The following is a 15,588-nucleotide window of genomic DNA, read 5'->3' as shown; positions in this document are numbered from 1 at the left end:
TTACCAGCGGTAGTGGCTGAACGCTTTGTTCGCGTCGGCCATCTTGTGAGTGTCTTCACGCTTCTTCACGGCCGAACCACGGGAGTTCACGGCATCCAGAAGTTCAGCGGCAAGACGCTCTTCCATGGTGTTTTCGTTGCGGGCGCGGCTCGCGTTGATCAACCAGCGGATCGCAAGCGCTTCGCGGCGCTCGGGACGCACTTCGACGGGCACCTGGTAGGTTGCGCCACCAACCCGGCGGGAGCGAACCTCGACCGACGGCTTGATGTTGTCCAACGCCTCGTGGAAGATTTCTACTGGCGCGCGCTTCACCTTGCCTTCGACGCGATCCAGCGCGCTGTAGACGATGCGTTCCGCGACCGACTTTTTACCATCGATCATCAGGTTGTTCATGAACTTGGTCAGAACCCGGTCGCCATACTTGGCGTCGGGCAGGACTTCGCGTTTTTCTGCGGCGTGACGACGAGACATCTGTAATTCCTCTTACTTCGGACGCTTCGCGCCATATTTCGAACGGCGCTGTTTCCGGTCCTTGACGCCCTGGGTATCCAGAACACCACGCAGGATGTGATAGCGCACACCGGGAAGGTCTTTTACACGACCGCCACGGATCAGAACCACCGAGTGCTCCTGAAGGTTGTGGCTTTCACCCGGGATGTAGCTGATGACTTCGTAACCGTTGGTCAAACGGACCTTGGCCACTTTACGCATCGCCGAGTTCGGCTTCTTCGGTGTGGTTGTGTAGACACGTGTGCATACGCCACGTTTCTGCGGGCACTGCTCAAGGTGCTGCGACTTCGAGCGCTTGATTTTCGGCTGCCGCGGCTTGCGGATCAGCTGTTGGATCGTTGGCATTCCGGTTCTTTCCCCGTGTAGCTCACATATGTGGTGCACGGGGTGCCCCGTGCGGGTTTCGTATGAAGGCCATGCGCGTCCGCTTGACCCTGTTCAATTCTCGCCGCTTTCCTACAAAAACGACGCAAAGAACCGCATCCGCCTCCTTAGTGGAAGCGATACGGTGCATTTCCAGAGGATCGGGGCTTGCGCCCGGATCTTGACCGCTCCAGTCCTGTAAATCGGCAAAACGGGTATCCACCCTGCCGAATTAGACGCGCGTATATGGAGAGTCGGATAGCTTGTCAACAGCGCCCCGGCGCTTGTGTGCACCGCGTTGCCAAGGCACAGTTACGTAACACGAGCCGTCGCCGTTACACAGGGCCAATCGCCATGCAGACCATCGTTTTCTGTCGGTTTTCCTACCCCGCCGAGGGCGGTTTCCAAGTGGAACACGACAGCATCGCCGACCGCCAGGCCTTTCTCTATGCGCCTGACCGGATGGAGCAGCGCTTTGCTCTGTTCGAGCACCTGTGCCTGCCCGGTCTCAAGGCGCAAACCGATCCCGATTTCGACTTTGTCGTTCTGGTCGGCACCTGCCTGCCGGCCCCCTATCTTTCCCGACTGAAAGCCTTGATGGCCGATATGCCCCAAGGGCGCATCATTGCCCGCGACCCCGCACCGCACCGGCAGATCTGTCAATCTGTTCTGAATGCAGCCCGTAAGCATATCAATCAGCCTTGCCTGCAAGTTCGCCACGATGACGATGACGCGCTCTCGGTCGATTTCATTGCCCGCCTGCGCAAGGCCGCCACCGATTGCGCTGCTTTGGTTCTCAGCAACAAGCTGGTTGGGTTCGATTGGAACAGGGGTTACACGATCTGCCGCTCTGACCTTCATCCGTTCGAAATCACCGAGACGGTCAATCCCTATCTCGGCGTGGCGCAGGCACTGGCGGTTCAAGGCGGCGTCCGGCAAAGCCTCATGAATTTCGCGCACAGCCGCATCAACCGTTTCATGCCAACCGTCACGTTTACCGATGCACCGATGTATCTGCGCTCACACCACGGGAGCAACGATTCCCGTCAAAAGCCCAAGGTTGATCACCCCGATTTTCACGCTCCCACAGTCGAGCACATCGAGACATTGAACCGGCGGTTTGCCCTCACGGCTGACGCGGTAGAATCGGCTTTCGCGCCCGCCGCTTCAACTGCGCCTCACGCAGCAGGCTGAACACCCCTGTCGCCACGATGATCGTCGCTCCGATCAAGGTCAGAGGCTCTGGCCATTCGCCAAAAACAAGAAATCCCAGGATCAACGCCCAGACCAACCCGGTATAGCGAAACGGTGCGACAAAGCTCACTTCGCCAACGCGCATCACCATGACGCTGCACAGATAGGCGCAGATAACAAAGGTGGTCGCCATCAGAACCAGCATCGTCAGGCGCGGTGTCATGGCCACCCAGTCCTGTTCAATCGACCAGAGCCCCGCAAACAGCGTCACGATCACCGACGAAAACACCGTTACCGTCAGCGACGGCACCACTTTGGACACCCGCCGCGTCACCAGATCGCGCACCGTGACCGCCGCGACAGCGCACAGCGCATAAACCGAAGCCGAGGTGAACCCGTCCGTTCCCGGCCGCACGATCAACAGCATGCCGACAAACCCGATAATGATCGCCGACCAGCGCCGCCAGCCCACCGCCTCGCGGAACACCAGTGCGCCACCCAAGGTGACGGTCAATGGCAACATCTGCAAAAGCGCTGTCACATTGGCCAAAGGCATCGCCAAAAGCGCAGTCAAAAAGAAATACGCCGCTGTCGCTTCGGCCAGCCCGCGCCCAAGGATCAGTGCCCAGTCTTGGGCCGGAAGTCGCAGCTTCAACCCGTTGAAATAAAGCGCCATCGCGATCAATGCAGCCGAGGCCAGAGCCCCGCGGATCACCAGCAATTGCGACAGCGGCAGATCCCCGCCGGTCGCCTTGATTGACGCGTCCCCAAAGGTGAAAGCGGCCATCGAGACACACATCAAAAGCGCGCCGCGCATATTGTCGGAGAGTTGTATCATGCTGCTCGGATTAGCAGGCCGTCTGTGCCGCCTCCATGCCAAAAGCGACACGCGATAGGTCTTTGGCTTTCAGGGCCATTCAGTGTATCGCAGCAAGGGGGCGACACCTCCCCCAGTCGCTATGAGACAGGAGCGCCCGTGGCATTAGCCCTAAACGACGATCTGACCACCGGGCCAATGCTGACCCACTACAAGAACCTCGCCATCCCGGCAGCCTTGGGGATGCTGTTCTCCACACTCTATAATATTGTGGACGTCTATTATGCCGGCAAACTCTCGACCGAGGCGCAGGCGGGTCTGGCCATTGGCTATCAAGCATTTTTCATCATGATGGCTGTCGGCTTTGGCCTTGGGTCCGCCCTCAGCGCACTGGTCAGCAATGCCAAGGGTGAAAAGAACACCACGGCCAGCCGCAGTCTCGCGGCACAAGGCCTTAGCTTTGGTGTCATCGCCACCGCGCTGCTGATGGTCGGCGGCTGGTTCGCGGGGCCACACCTGATCGCATTGGTATCCGAACCCGGTGGCTATCGCGACGCCGCTTTGGGCTATTTCCGCCTGCTGATCCTCGCCCTGCCCGGCTTCCTGCTGGCCTACGGCGGCAATGGCATCCTGCAGGCGCATGGCGACACCCGGTCCATGCAACGTGCTATGATGGTCGCCTTCTTTGCCAATATCGGCCTCAACCCGCTGATGATGTTCGGCATTCCCGGCATCTGGGGCGGCATGGGCTTCAACGGCATCGCTTTGGCCACTGTGATCAGCCAGACCGGCGTGATGGCGTTCATCCTGTCGCGCGTGTTCAATCTGAACATGATGGAACGCGTCAAACGCGCCGAGTTCATGCCAGACCCCACCTGCTACAAAGCAATTGTCGAACAGATGCTGCCGGCGACCACGGCGCTTGTGGTGATGTTTGTGTCGGGCTTTGTCGTACAATTCGCTCTCAAGAATTTTGGTGAAGACGCTATTGCTGCCTATGGCGTGGCGCTCAGGATCGAACAAATCCTGCTTTTGCCTGTCCTTGGCATGACCAGTGCCCTGCTGCCTATTGCGGGCCAGAACTTTGGCGCAAAGGAATATGACCGCGTGCGCGATGCCGTGTTCTTTTGCTGGAAACTGGGCTTTGCCCTGTCGCTGGTCGCCATGCCCGCCCTATGGTTTGGCGGAGCTTGGGCCATGCGGCCCTTCACGTCAGACCCGGACGTGATTGAGATCGGTGCAAGTTACCTGTTGGTCGATGGGTTTCTTTTTCCGATCTACATGATGCTCTTCTCCATCAACTCGCTGCTGCAAGCGATGAAGCGCCCAATCTACACGCTTTGGATCAGCGTCTACCGCCAAGGCTTTGGCGTCGCCTTCTTTATCTGGGTGTTTATTGCGCTCTTGGGTTTTGATGTCTGGGGGGTCTGGCTGGGCATTGCAACCGCTGTCTCGACCGGCTGGGTCATGGCCCTGATCGTCGCCATCCGCGTGTCGCAAACCACAATGGGTGGTCTTCGCGCCAAACCTGCATAGAAAAACGGAGCGCATTTTGCGCTCCGTTTGCGTTGCTCAAGAACCCGACCCACCGATCGTCACATGGATCAGCCCACCGTTTTCGTAATCGGTGGCGAGGATCAAACTACCGTCGCTCAGTTCTTCGATATCGCGCACGCGGCCGTACTCGGTGAACAGACGCTCCTCGGAGCTGACGCGGTCTCCGTCCCATTCAAGCCGCACGACACCCGGCGCCACCAGTCCCGCAACAAGGCTGTCGCCTTGCCATCCGGACATCAGGGTACCGTCGTAAAACAGCATATCCCCCGGTGCGATGACCGGATCCCAGTAATATGCAGGCTCAGCCATACCCTCGGCTTGTGCTCCGCCTGTTCCGATGTCCTCGCCGTCATAGCGCACGCCGTAGGATACCACCGGCCAGCCATAGTTCAGCCCCGCTTGCGGGATGTTGATCTCGTCTCCTCCAGCCGGGCCGTGTTCAACAATAAAAAGTTGTTCTCCGCGCATGGCCGCACCTTGGATATTCCGGTGCCCGTAGGACCAAATAGATGCCTCTGCACCCTCCTGACCGACGAACGGGTTGTCGTCTGGAACCGATCCGTCAAGATCCACGCGCACGACTTTGCCATACGTATTGTCCAAACCTTGCGCCTTCTCGCGCTCTTCGTCGGTAAAGTGCTCGCCCGTGGTGATGAAGGCATGACCTTTGCCGTCAAACACGATCCGGCTGCCATAATGCATCGCGGCTGGTGATGGCGGGGTTTGTTCGAAGATATCCATAACGTCCGTCAGGGCCGTCATGTCCTCTGACAAGACACCGCGTCCGGCAGCCGTCACCGACATGCCGTCGCCTTTGCCCTTGGCGTAGGTAAAATAGATCATTCGATCTTCGGCAAAGTTCGGTCCAACTTTTACGTCCAGCAAACCAGCTTGCGTGCTGTTGCCGGCCGATTGATTGAAAATCTCAGGAAGGCCAGAAATCGGCTCCGACACGTCCCCATCCAGTGACACATGCACAAGACGCCCCGGGCGCTCGGTCACCAAGAGCCCTGCCCCATCGGGCAGTTCGGCCACTGCCCATGGGTGTTCCAGCCCTTCGGTGATCTGGCGATACTCGAATGTCAGATCGGACTGTGCCAATTCGGCACGGGTCTGGTTTTCAAACGCGGGTTCGAAATCGGCGTTCTTTGCGCCCCAGCTGTGGGTCTCCTGCGCGGCCGCAGGGGCAGCAAGGCACATGGCCAGAGCAGTGGTCGTTGTCATTGAGCGGATCATGAAACTCTCCTTTTACGCTGTTGCTGGATCAACGTGCGTTAAGAGGTTCCGTTCCTGTTTTCACTGGAGTTCAAACAAAAACCCCCGCGACCAGCGCGGGGGTTTTTTATCATTTGGTAAAAAGTCGCGCTTATTCGCGGCTTTCCGGAGTGTCGACAATGATGTTGTCGAACTCGTCGCCACCCACCACATCGTCCATCGGCGCAGGAGCTGCCAGCGCAGCAGCCGCCTCGGCCTCTTCGCGGCGTGCTTCGATTACGACATTGTCGCGATCTTGCGCCACGCGACGCATTTTCTGGGTCGCCCCTCCGGTGCCCGCCGGGATCAGACGGCCCACAATGACGTTCTCTTTCAGGCCAACAAGCTTGTCTTTCTTGCCCTGAACCGATGCTTCGGTCAGAACGCGCGTGGTTTCCTGGAACGACGCCGCCGAGATGAAGCTGCGCGTTTGCAGCGACGCCTTGGTGATGCCCAGCAGGATCGGTTCGCCTTGGGCAGCACGGCCACCCTTCTTTTCGGCCTTTTCATTGGCAAGGTCGAATTCGGCTTTGTCCACATGTTCGCCTTTCAGAAGCGTGGTGTCACCAGAATCCTGAATTTCCCACTTCTGAAGCATCTGGCGCACGATCACTTCGACATGCTTGTCGTTGATCTTCACACCTTGCAGGCGATAGACGTCCTGAACTTCGTCGATCATGTAGTTCGCCAGCGCTTCGACACCCATGATGGACAGGATGTCATGCGGCGCAGGGTTGCCGTCCATGATGTATTCACCCTTCTGGATGAAGTCGTTCTCCTGAACAGGAATGTGCTTACCCTTGGGAACCATGTATTCCACGGGCTCCATGGTGTCATCCGCCGGTTCGATGGTGATGCGACGCTTGTTCTTGTAGTCCTTGCCAAAGCGCACATAGCCGTCGATTTCCGCGATGATGGCGTGATCCTTGGGGCGACGTGCCTCAAAGAGTTCAGCCACACGCGGCAGACCACCGGTGATGTCCTTGGTCTTGGCACCTTCGCGCGGGATACGTGCAACCACGTCCCCGGCCTTGACGTCTTGACCATCTTCGACGGACAGAATGGCGTCCACCGACATCGGATAGGTGATCGGATTGCCCGCATCGTTGCGCAGCGGCTCACCGTCTTCACCCATCAGGATGATTTCCGGCTTAAGCTCATTGCCCTTGGGTGCAGCACGCCAGTCGATGACGATCTTCTGGGTCATGCCTGTCGCATCGTCGGTTTCGTCACGTACGGCAACACCAGCGGTAAGGTCCACGTGCTTGGCGATACCGTCCTTTTCGGCGATGATCGGCAGGGTATATGGATCCCATTCGAACAGCTTGTCGCCGCGCTTGACCATGTTGCCTTCATTGACGAACACCTTGGTGCCGTAGCCCAGCTTGTGGCTGGCCCGTTCGACGCCATGCTCGTCCATGATGCGCAGCTTCATGTTACGGCCCATGACAAGCGTGTCACCCACCGAGTTTTCCAGCGTAGACGCGTTCTCGAACACGACCTTGCCTTCTTGGCTCGCTTCTTGGAACGACTGCTGACCACCCTGAGCAACGCCGCCGATGTGGAACGTCCGCATCGTCAGCTGTGTACCCGGCTCGCCAATCGACTGTGCCGCGATGATACCCACCGCTTCGCCGTTATTGACCAATGTGCCGCGTGCAAGGTCACGACCATAGCACATGGCACAAACGCCCTCTTCGGCCTCGCAGGTCAGCGGCGAACGGATACGCATGGTGGCAACACCCGACTCTTCGATCATGTCGGACATGCGTTCGTCGATCAGTTGACCGGCGCGCACCAGCACCTCGTCCGTCCCCGGCTTGAGGATATCATCGGCGTTCACACGACCAAGGATACGCTCGGCCAGCGATGCGACGACTTCACCATCATTGACTGCCGCCTGAGCGGTGATCGCACGATCGGTGCCGCAATCATGCAAACGCACGATGCAGTCCTGCGCCACGTCCACCAGACGGCGGGTCAGGTAACCCGAGTTCGCCGTCTTCAAAGCTGTGTCCGACAGACCCTTACGAGCGCCGTGAGTCGAGTTGAAGTATTCAAGAACGGTCAGACCTTCCTTGAAGTTCGAGATGATCGGCGTTTCGATGATGTCGCCATTCGGCTTCGCCATCAGACCGCGCATCCCGCCCAGCTGCTTCATCTGCGTGACCGAGCCACGGGCACCGGAGTGGGCCATCATATAGACCGAGTTCGGTTCCATAGTCGCGCCATTTTCGTCGGTTTTTTCTGCCGAGATGGTGGACATCATGGCTTCAGTGACCTTGTCGTTACACTTCGACCAGGCATCGACAACTTTGTTGTACTTTTCACCCTGAGTGATCAGGCCGTCCATGTACTGCTGTTCGAAATCCTTAACCTGATCGCGTGTTTCTTCAACGATCGGCCACTTGGTTTCCGGGATCACCATGTCGTCCTTGCCGAACGAAATGCCCGCCTTGAACGCTTCTTTAAAGCCCATGGTCATGATCTGGTCACAGAAGATAACCGACTCTTTCTGACCGCAATAACGGTAGACAGTGTCGATGACTTTCTGCACGTCTTTCTTACGCAGAAGCGTGTTGACGAGATCAAACGGCGCTTTTGCGTTCAACGGCAGCAGCGCACCAAGACGCACACGACCCGGTGTGGAGTCGTACAGTTTGGTGATCTCGTTGCCTTCGTCGTCGATCTGCTTGACCCGGCATTTGATGTTGGCATGCAAATGCACTTCGCCAGCATTCAGCGCGTGCTCGACTTCTTCGATCGACGCGAATGTCATCCCTTCGCCCTTCATCCCATTGCGGGCGATGGACACATAGTACAGGCCAAGGATCATATCCTGCGACGGAACGATGATCGGCGCGCCGTTGGCCGGCGACAGGACGTTGTTCGTCGACATCATGAGAACACGGGCTTCCAACTGCGCCTCAAGGCTCAGCGGGACGTGAACAGCCATCTGGTCACCGTCGAAGTCAGCGTTGAAAGCCGAACAGACGAGCGGGTGAAGCTGGATCGCCTTACCTTCGATCAGAACCGGCTCGAACGCCTGAATGCCCAGACGGTGCAGCGTCGGCGCACGGTTCAGCAAAACCGGGTGTTCGCGGATCACTTCGTCAAGGATATCCCAAACTTCGGGACGCTCTTTCTCGACCAATTTCTTGGCTTGTTTGACGGTCGACGACAGGCCCTTGGCTTCAAGCCGCGAATAGATGAACGGCTTGAACAGTTCGAGCGCCATCTTCTTCGGCAATCCGCACTGGTGCAGTTTGAGTTCCGGGCCCGTCACAATGACCGAGCGACCCGAGAAATCGACGCGCTTACCCAAAAGGTTCTGACGGAAGCGACCCTGCTTGCCCTTGAGCATGTCGGACAGCGACTTGAGCGGGCGCTTGTTGGCACCGGTGATGACACGACCACGACGGCCGTTGTCGAACAGAGCGTCCACGGATTCCTGCAGCATCCGCTTTTCGTTCCGAACGATAATGTCAGGCGCGCGCAATTCGATCAGACGCTTGAGACGGTTGTTCCGGTTGATCACGCGACGATAAAGATCGTTGAGGTCAGAGGTCGCGAAACGGCCCCCATCCAGAGGAACCAGCGGACGCAGTTCTGGCGGGATCACGGGGATCACTGTCAGAACCATCCATTCCGGACGGTTGCCGGACTCGAGGAAGGATTCAACCACCTTGAGGCGCTTGATGATCTTCTTGGGCTTCAGTTCACCTGTCGCTTCCTTGAGATCGGCGCGCAGCGTGTCGGCCTCGGATTCCAGATCGATATTGGCGAGCATCTCACGGATCGCTTCAGCACCGATATTGGCAGTGAACGCGTCCATGCCGTAGGCATCCTGCGCGTCCATGAACTCTTCTTCGGTCATCAACTGGCCGTAGGTCAGGTCGGTCAGACCCGGCTCGATCACAACGTAGTTTTCAAAGTAGAGGATGCGTTCCAGATCGCGCAGCGTCATGTCCAGCATCAGGCCGATGCGCGACGGCAGCGACTTGAGGAACCAGATGTGGGCGCAGGGCGCAGCCAGTTCGATATGGCCCATCCGCTCGCGGCGGACCTTTTGAAGCGTGACTTCAACACCGCATTTTTCGCAGACAACGCCGCGATACTTCATGCGCTTGTACTTGCCACACAGGCATTCGTAATCCTTGATCGGGCCAAAGATACGCGCGCAGAACAGGCCGTCACGTTCCGGCTTGAACGTGCGGTAGTTGATGGTTTCGGGCTTTTTGATCTCACCGAAGGACCACGACAAAATCCGCTCGGGCGATGCGAGCGAGACTTTGATCTCGTCGAACACCTTGGCCGGTGCGACGGGGTTGAACGGGTTGTTGGTCAGTTCCTGGTTCATAGAGTTACCTCAAAATAAGGGCGTGGGGGATGAGCCGGGCGCCAATTCCTTTGAAGGAATTGGCCAGACTTTTCGAAAAGTCTGGCCGCGCCCGGGGCGAACGGTGTCGCTTATTCCTCATCCTCCGCATCCAGGAGTTCCATATTCAGGCCGAGGCCGCGCACTTCCTTGACGAGAACGTTAAAGCTCTCGGGAATGCCCGCTTCGAAATTGTCCTCGCCCTTGACGATGCTTTCATAGACCTTGGTCCGGCCCGCGACGTCATCCGACTTGACGGTCAACATTTCCTGCAGGGTGTATGCAGCGCCATAAGCTTCCAAAGCCCAGACCTCCATTTCCCCGAAACGCTGGCCACCGAACTGCGCCTTACCACCAAGCGGCTGCTGGGTCACAAGGCTGTACGGTCCGGTCGAACGCGCGTGGATCTTGTCGTCGACCAAGTGGTGCAGCTTAAGCAGGTACTTCACACCCACGGTCACTGACCGCGAGAACTGCTCACCCGAGCGGCCGTCGAACAGGATCGACTGACCGGAAGTGTCGAAACCAGCGCGGATCAACGAGTCGTTGACGTCGGCTTCTTTCGCACCGTCAAAGACCGGCGTGGCAATCGGCACACCATTGGTCACGTTGCCTGCGGCTGTGATCAGCTGTGCTTCGTCCATGTCCTTGATGCCTTCTTCATAGACATCATCACCATAGGCGATCCGCATCGCTTCGCGCACCGGGGTCAGGTCGCCGGAGCGACGGTAATCTTGCAACGCTTCGTCAATCTTGATGCCCAGACCGCGTGCGGCCCAGCCCATGTGGGTTTCAAGAATCTGACCGACGTTCATGCGCGACGGCACGCCAAGCGGGTTGAGACAGAAATCGACCGGAGTACCATCTGCGAGGAACGGCATGTCCTCCATCGGCACCACTTTCGAGATCACACCTTTGTTGCCGTGACGACCGGCCATCTTGTCGCCCGGCTGCAGCTTGCGCTTCACCGCGACGAACACCTTGACCATCTTCATCACGCCCGGAGGTAGATCGTCACCACGACGGACCTTTTCGACCTTGTCTTCGAAACGGGCATCAAGAGCGCGCTTCTGCGCCTCGTACTGCTCGTTCAGGGCTTCCATGATCTTGGCGTCGTCTTCGTCTTCCAGCGCCAGCTGCCACCACTGACCACGGGTCAGCGATTCAAGCAGCTCTTCGGTGATCTGGCTGTTGGACTTGACGCCTTTCGGGCCTTTGACAGCCATCTTGCCAAGGATCAGGTCTTTAAGACGCGCGTAGATGTTACGGTCAAGGATCGCCAGCTCGTCGTCCCGGTCACGGGCCAGACGTTCGACTTCTTCACGCTCGATCTGCAACGCACGTTCGTCTTTTTCGACGCCGTGACGGTTGAAGACACGCACTTCGACAACGGTGCCGAAATCGCCCGGTTTCACTCGCAGCGAGGTATCGCGAACGTCCGACGCCTTCTCACCAAAGATGGCGCGGAGGAGTTTCTCTTCCGGCGTCATCGGGCTTTCGCCCTTCGGTGTGATCTTGCCGACCAGAATATCACCCGGTTCCACGTCGGCACCGATATAGACGATACCCGCCTCGTCGAGGTTGCGCAGCGCTTCTTCACCGACGTTCGGAATGTCGCGTGTGATCTCTTCCGGCCCAAGCTTCGTGTCACGCGCGGCGACTTCGAATTCCTCGATGTGGATCGAGGTGAACACGTCGTCCCGTGCGATCCGCTCGGAAATGAGGATCGAGTCTTCGTAGTTGTAACCGTTCCACGGCATGAACGCGACGACCACGTTCTTGCCCAGAGCCAGTTCGCCCAGATCGGTCGACGGGCCATCGGCGATAACTTCGCCCTTGCCCACGGTGTCGCCCACATTCACCAGCGGACGCTGGTTGATGCAGGTGTTCTGGTTCGAACGCTGGAACTTGCGCAGACGGTAGATATCCACACCCGCATCACCCAGCTCGAGGTCTTCGGTCGCACGCACAACGATACGGGTCGCATCGACCTGGTCGATGATCCCGGCACGTTTCGCCATGATCGCCGCACCCGAGTCGCGTGCAACCACACCTTCGATCCCGGTACCGACCAGCGGTGCCTCGGAACGCAGGGTGGGAACAGCCTGACGCTGCATGTTCGAGCCCATGAGAGCACGGTTCGCGTCGTCGTTTTCAAGGAACGGAATGAGCGAGGCCGCAACAGACACAAGCTGCTTCGGCGACACGTCGATCAGATCGACGGACTCGTTCGGGGCAAGCGTGTATTCACCCGACTGGCGGGTGTTGACGAATTCGTTCACGAACTTGCCGTTCTCGTCCAGCGTTGCGTTGGCCTGAGCCACGGTGTGACGCTGTTCCTCGGTCGCGGACATGTACTGGACTTCGTCCGTGACATGACCATCCTTGACCCGACGATACGGCGTTTCGATGAAGCCGTACTTGTTCACGCGGGCAAAGGTGGCCAGCGAGTTGATCAGACCGATGTTCGGACCTTCCGGCGTCTCGATCGGGCACATGCGACCGTAGTGGGTCGCGTGCACGTCGCGCACCTCAAAGCCAGCACGTTCGCGGGTCAGACCGCCCGGCCCAAGCGCCGACAGACGACGCTTGTGCGTCACTTCAGACAGCGGGTTGGTCTGGTCCATGAACTGTGACAGCTGCGAAGAGCCGAAGAATTCACGTACTGCAGCAGCAGCAGGTTTTGCGTTGATCAGGTCCTGCGGCATCACCGTGTCAATTTCGACCGAGGACATACGTTCCTTGATCGCCCGCTCCATCCGAAGCAGACCGACGCGGTATTGGTTTTCCATCAGTTCGCCAACCGAACGGACCCGGCGGTTGCCGAGGTGGTCGATGTCGTCGATGTCGCCCTTACCGTCACGCAGCTCCACCAGCGCCTTGACGCAGGCGACGATGTCCTGACGGTCCAGCGTGCGCTGGCTGTCCGGCTTGTCGAGCGCGAGACGCATGTTCATCTTAACGCGGCCAACAGCGGACAGATCGTAGCGTTCGCTGTCGAAGAACAGCGTTTCGAACAGCGCAGACGCCGCTTCGACGGTCGGCGGCTCGCCCGGACGCATGACACGGTAAATGTCCATGAGCGCAGTTTCGCGGTTCATGTTCTTGTCGGCCGCCATGGTATTGCGCATGTACGGGCCGACGGTGATGTTGTCGATGTCGAGCACTGGGATCTCGGTGATACCCGCATCCACCAGCTCTTTCAGCGATCCACCGGTCACGGCACCGTCCTTGTCGACGGTCCATGTCAGTTCGTCCCCGGCTTCGACATAGATCGCACCGGTGTCTTCGTTGATCATGTCCTTGGCCACGAATTTGCCAACGATCTGTTCGAACGGCAGCAAAAGATCAGTGATCTTGCCATCGTCAATGATCTTCTTGACGGCACGCGGCGTGATTTTCTTGCCAGCTTCGGCAAAGACTTCGCCGGTTGCGGCATCCACGAGATCATAGGTCGGACGGGTCCCGCGAACGCGTTCGGGGAAGAACTTGGTCTCCCAGCCCTCGCCTTTGCGCAGTGTGTAGGACACGGTGTTGTAATACGCGTCCATGATGTCTTCCTGGTCGAGGCCCAAGGAATACAACAGAGTTGTCACCGGCAGTTTCCGGCGGCGGTCGATGCGCGCGAACACAAGGTCCTTGGCGTCGAATTCAAAGTCCAGCCACGAGCCGCGATAGGGAATGATGCGGCAGGCGAAGAGCAGCTTGCCCGAGCTGTGCGTCTTGCCTTTGTCATGGTCGAAAAACACGCCCGGCGAACGGTGCATCTGGGACACGATCACGCGTTCCGTACCGTTCACGACGAATGTGCCGTTCGGCGTCATCAGGGGCATATCGCCCATGAAAACGTCTTGTTCTTTGATGTCCTTGACCGACTTGGCCCCAGTGTCTTCGTCCATATCGAACACGATGAGACGCAGCTTGACCTTCAGCGGCGCACTGTAGGTCATGTCACGCTGCTGACATTCCTCGACGTCGTATTTCGGCTTTTCCAGCTCGTAGCTGACGAATTCCAGCACGCTGGTTTCGTTGAAATCCTTGATCGGGAAAACCGATTGGAAGACGCCCTTGATGCCTTCGCCGTCAAGCGGCTGGGGCTGGTCGCCGGATTTCAGGAAGAGGTCGTAAGAGGATTTCTGAACCTCGATGAGGTTCGGCATCTCCAGAACCTCGCGGATTTTTCCGTAGTATTTACGAAGACGTTTCTGGCCAAGGTAGCTTTGCGCCATGGTCGATATCACCTTTTCATTCTCAGCTGAGCATTCCACCGTCGGGCCCCGGCGGTCTGCCCAATAGAGACGACACGAACCCGATCAATTCCCGGCACACGTCCCACCGCGCGCCTCCCGATCTTTGGATCCTGTCCAAGAAAACCCCCCTTGTCTTGCAGGGCCTTTCTAAGACGGGAGCGGCTGGGCATGGAAATCCATACCCAGCCTCTGATTTTGGATCGGTGCGTGAAGAGCGTGCACCCTACATCTTGCAGGGTAAGTGCTCTCACGCACCTGCCAATTACTTGAGCTCGACTTCCGCGCCAGCTGCTTCCAGCTTCGCTTTGATGTCTTCGGCTTCGTCCTTGGAAACCTGCTCTTTGACAGCTTTGCCGCCTGCTTCGACCAGATCCTTGGCTTCTTTGAGGCCCAGACCGGTGATGCCGCGAACTTCCTTGATCACGTTGATCTTGGATGCGCCTGCCGACTTCAGGATGACGTCGAATTCGGTCTGCTCTTCAGCAGCCGCGCCACCGGCGTCGCCGCCAGCCGGACCCGCCATCATGACCGCGCCACCAGCGGCGGGCTCGATGCCGTACTCATCCTTGAGGATTGTTTTCAGTTCTTGTGCTTCAAGCAGCGTCAGACCAACGATCTCTTCTGCCAGTTTTTTCAGATCAGCCATTGTGACTTTCCTATCTAAATGTGTTCCAACGTCGAGGTTTCAACCCCGCGAAGATTTCCAGATGCCTTACGCCGCTTTCTCTTCGATGGTCGAGAGAATAGAGGCGATGTTCGATGCAGGTGCGCCAATCGCGCCAGCGATGTTGGACGCCGGTGCGCCAATGCAGCCAACGATGGAAGCAATAAGCTCCTCGCGCGACGGCATCTTGGACACGGCTTCAACACCGGCCCGGTCAAGTGCGGTCTCGCCCATGGCCCCACCAAGGATTTCGAACTTTTTGTTCTCCTTGGCAAAGTCCTCGACCACTTTGGCGGCTGCCACAGGGTCTTCGGAATAGGTGAGAACCGTCATTCCTGTCAGGAAGTTAGCGATGCTTGCGCACGGCTTTCCATCAAGGGCAATCTTGGCCAGACGGTTTTTGGCGACACGTACGGAACTTCCAGCGGCGCGGGCGCGCCCCCGGAGATCCTGCATCTCGGCAACTGTGAGACCTTCGTAGTGGGCTACCACAACGACGCCAGAGCTTTCGAAGATCTGGCCGAGTTCGTCGACCACTTTCTCTTTTTGGGCTCTATCCACAGGTGTACTCCAGTTTGGGGGGCGGACCCCCCGGCTCAGT

10 protein-coding genes are annotated in these 15,588 nt (G+C 58.2%); 2 read left to right on the top strand and 8 right to left on the bottom strand.

What is annotated here, in order from left to right:
* The gene (gene rpsG, locus MCRY_RS07400; protein ID WP_085628843.1) at positions 1 to 471 is read right to left on the bottom strand and encodes a 30S ribosomal protein S7; all 471 of its coding nucleotides are present in this window, start codon (positions 469 to 471) and stop codon (positions 1 to 3) included.
* Positions 472 to 483: 12 nt separating this feature from the next.
* Entirely contained in the window at positions 484 to 855 is a 372-nt protein-coding gene (gene rpsL / locus MCRY_RS07395; RefSeq protein ID WP_054000841.1) for a 30S ribosomal protein S12, read from the bottom strand.
* A 372-nt stretch (positions 856 to 1,227) separates the two neighbouring features.
* Here rpsL and MCRY_RS07390 point away from each other — a divergent pair, with 372 nt between their 5' ends.
* Positions 1,228 to 2,067 carry a putative rhamnosyl transferase gene (locus tag MCRY_RS07390; RefSeq protein WP_085628842.1) on the top strand — a complete coding sequence of 280 codons (840 nt, stop codon included), beginning with the start codon at positions 1,228 to 1,230 and terminating at the stop codon, positions 2,065 to 2,067.
* Here the strand turns inward: MCRY_RS07390 and MCRY_RS07385 are convergent.
* Complete coding sequence (locus MCRY_RS07385) at positions 2,000 to 2,905, bottom strand: DMT family transporter (protein ID WP_085628841.1); 906 nt, start codon at positions 2,903 to 2,905, stop codon at positions 2,000 to 2,002. The genes MCRY_RS07390 and MCRY_RS07385 overlap by 68 nt on opposite strands.
* Positions 2,906 to 3,043: 138 nt before the next feature.
* Between MCRY_RS07385 and MCRY_RS07380 the strand changes: the two genes are divergently transcribed.
* Positions 3,044 to 4,420: an MATE family efflux transporter gene (locus MCRY_RS07380; protein WP_244897891.1), complete on the top strand. Its 1,377-nt coding sequence runs from the start codon at positions 3,044 to 3,046 to the stop codon at positions 4,418 to 4,420.
* A 36-nt stretch (positions 4,421 to 4,456) separates the two neighbouring features.
* Here MCRY_RS07380 and MCRY_RS07375 read toward each other — a convergent pair whose 3' ends face one another.
* From MCRY_RS07375 to rplJ, 5 genes are all read right to left on the bottom strand, one after another.
* Positions 4,457 to 5,665 carry a PQQ-dependent sugar dehydrogenase gene (locus MCRY_RS07375; protein WP_085628967.1) on the bottom strand — a complete coding sequence of 403 codons (1,209 nt, stop codon included), beginning with the start codon at positions 5,663 to 5,665 and terminating at the stop codon, positions 4,457 to 4,459.
* Positions 5,666 to 5,807: 142 nt separating this feature from the next.
* Complete coding sequence (rpoC, locus tag MCRY_RS07370; protein ID WP_085628840.1) at positions 5,808 to 10,055, bottom strand: DNA-directed RNA polymerase subunit beta'; 4,248 nt, start codon at positions 10,053 to 10,055, stop codon at positions 5,808 to 5,810.
* 110 nt (positions 10,056 to 10,165) lie between these two features.
* Positions 10,166 to 14,302 carry a DNA-directed RNA polymerase subunit beta gene (rpoB, locus tag MCRY_RS07365; protein WP_085628839.1) on the bottom strand — a complete coding sequence of 1,379 codons (4,137 nt, stop codon included), beginning with the start codon at positions 14,300 to 14,302 and terminating at the stop codon, positions 10,166 to 10,168.
* Positions 14,303 to 14,585: 283 nt separating this feature from the next.
* A complete protein-coding gene (gene rplL / locus MCRY_RS07360; RefSeq protein ID WP_085628838.1) occupies positions 14,586 to 14,969 on the bottom strand; it encodes a 50S ribosomal protein L7/L12 in 384 nt (127 codons plus the stop codon).
* Positions 14,970 to 15,035: 66 nt separating this feature from the next.
* Positions 15,036 to 15,548: a 50S ribosomal protein L10 gene (gene rplJ, locus MCRY_RS07355; protein ID WP_085628837.1), complete on the bottom strand. Its 513-nt coding sequence runs from the start codon at positions 15,546 to 15,548 to the stop codon at positions 15,036 to 15,038.
* Positions 15,549 to 15,588: the final 40 nt, after the last annotated feature.

This window comes from Marivita cryptomonadis, assembly GCF_002115725.1.
GTDB classification, from domain to species: Bacteria; Pseudomonadota; Alphaproteobacteria; order Rhodobacterales; family Rhodobacteraceae; genus Marivita; species Marivita cryptomonadis.
Note: the sequence above shows the minus strand (reverse complement) of the source record. Positions and strands in the feature narration are given on the sequence as shown.